The organism is Streptomyces griseorubiginosus (assembly GCF_017614965.1).
In the GTDB taxonomy this organism is placed as follows: Bacteria; Actinomycetota; Actinomycetes; order Streptomycetales; family Streptomycetaceae; genus Streptomyces; species Streptomyces griseorubiginosus_B.
On record NZ_WVUG01000580.1, the window covers coordinates 1 to 2,121 of the forward strand.

Annotated in this window: 3 protein-coding genes; 1 reads left to right on the forward strand and 2 read right to left on the reverse strand. The window is 73.3% G+C overall.

The genetic code is table 11. The features are described from left to right. Together GRC12_RS43855 and GRC12_RS43860 are read right to left on the reverse strand one after the other, a co-directional pair. On the reverse strand, positions 1–476 hold a 476-nt coding region (locus tag GRC12_RS43855), incomplete at its 3' end, for an acyl-CoA dehydrogenase family protein (RefSeq protein ID WP_208786007.1). Then, positions 476–1,615, reverse strand: a complete 1,140-nt coding sequence (locus GRC12_RS43860; RefSeq protein ID WP_208786008.1) for an acyl-CoA dehydrogenase family protein — start codon at positions 1,613–1,615, stop codon at positions 476–478. The genes GRC12_RS43855 and GRC12_RS43860, both read right to left, overlap by 1 nt. 50 nt (positions 1,616–1,665) lie before the next feature. On the opposite strand from GRC12_RS43860, the gene GRC12_RS43865 reads away from it, so the two are divergent. Beyond that, on the forward strand, positions 1,666–2,121 hold a 456-nt coding region (locus GRC12_RS43865), incomplete at its 3' end, for an SDR family oxidoreductase (RefSeq protein WP_208786009.1).

The window sequence follows — 2,121 nt, forward strand, 5'->3', positions numbered from 1 at the left end:
GGATCGAGGGAGGGGCGTACCGGACCGTGACCGGGGGCGAGGCGCAGGCCGTCGGGGGCCAGCGAGAGACGGACGTCCGCCGCCTCCCCGTCGAGGGCGTACGACCCCTCGCGCGCCACCGTCGCCAGCGCCTCGCCCGAGGCCAGCGACGGCAGCAGGCGCTTGGCGGACGGGCTCGGCTCACCGAGCAGGGCGGCCGCGACGACCGTCTCCACCACAGGTCCCGGTACCGCGTGCCGCCCCAACTCCACGAACGCGACGGCGAGTTCCACGGGACGGACGCCCAGTCCGCCGTACTCCTCCGGTACGGCGAGGCCGAACACGCCCGCTTCGGCGACACGGCGCCACAGCGCGCGCCCGTTCGCCCGCTCGCCACGGCTCCACTCCCGTATGACGGACGGCGTGTCGGAGGCGGTGAGCAGGGCGTCCAACGAGGCCGCGAACGCCCGCTGTTCGGCGTCGAGCAGAAAACGCATCAGCGGCGTCCCTTCGGCAGGCCCAGCAGGCGCTCGGCGATGATGTCCCGCTGGATCTCGTTGGTGCCCGCGTAGATCGGGCCGGCGAGGGAGAAGACGTAGCCCTCGGCCCACGCCGTGTCCGCCGACTCGCCCTCCTCGCCGAGCAGGTCAAGGGCCGTCTCGTGCAGCGCGATGTCGTACTCGGACCAGAAGACCTTGTTCAGGCTGGACTCGGGCCCGATGGAGTCGCCGTCCAGGAAGCGGGAGGCCGCCGCGTGGGTGAAGAGCTGGTAGGCGCGGGCGCCGATCAGGGCGTCGGCCACCTGGTCGTGTGCGTGGGACGGACTTCCCCGCTCCTCCCAGAGGGCGCGGAGCCTTTGGGCACCGGCGAGGAAACGGCCCGGGGAGCGCAGCATCAGCCCCCGCTCGTTCCCCGCCGTCGACATCGCGATCCGCCAGCCCTCGCCGGGCGCGCCGATCACGTCCTCGTCCGGCACGAACACGTCGTCCAGGAAGAGCTCGGCGAACGCCGGCTTCCCGTCCAGACGGCCGATCGGGCGGACCGTGACACCCGGGGCACGCAGGCCGAACATCAGGTAGGTCAGGCCCTGGTGGGGTTTCGGGGTGTCCGGGTCGCTGCGGAACAGGCCGAAGGCGCGGTCGGCGAAGGCGGCCCGGGACGACCAGGTCTTCTGGCCGGTCAGCAGCCAGCCGCCGTCCGTGCGCACCGCCCGTGATCTGAGGGAGGCCAGATCGGAGCCCGCCTCGGGCTCGGACCACGCCTGCGCCCAGATCACCTCGCCGGTGGCCATCGACGGCAGCACCCGCGCCCGCTGCTCCTCGGTGCCGTGGTCGAAGAGGGTCGGCGCCAGCAGACTGATCCCGTTCTGACTCACCCGCCCCGGCGCGCCCGCCGCCCAGTACTCCTCCTCGAAGGCCAGCCAGCGCAGAAGTCCGGCGTCCCTGCCGCCGTACTCGGCCGGCCAGTTGACCACCGACCAGCGGTCCGCGGCCAGCTCCGCCTCCCACGCCCGGTGCGCCGCGAAGCCCTCCGCGGTCTCCAGGGACGGCAGCGGGTCGGCCGGCACATGCGCGGTGAGCCAGGCCCTGGCCTCCGCGCGGAACTCCTCGTCGGCGCGCGAGTCGGTGAGGTCCACGGTCGTCGCCCTCCTTCCCTAACAAGTGTTTGGTAGATTAGCGTGGCCCTATGACAACGGTCGAGACTCCGGCGTACGTGCCCGGGCACGGCCTGCTGACCGGCCGCACCGCCGTCATCACCGCGGCGGCCGGAGCGGGTATCGGCGGCGCCACCGCGCGCCGCTTCCTGGAGGAGGGCGCCCGCGTGCTGATCAGCGACGCCCACGGGCGGCGGCTGAAGGAGTACGAGGCGGAGCTGGCCCGGGACTTCCCGGGCGCGGTGGCCGCGGTGCCGTGCGACGTCACCGACGAGGGCCAGGTGCGGGCCCTGTTCGAGACGGCGGTGAGCGAGCACGGACGCCTGGACGTCGTCGTCAACAACGCGGGGCTCGGCGGCACGTCGCCCCTCGTCGACATGACCGACGAACAGTGGAGCCGGGTCCTGGACGTGACCTTGAACGGCACCTTCCGGTGCACCCGGGCCGCGCTGCGGCTGATGCGCGAGAGCGGTGGCGGGGGCAAGGGG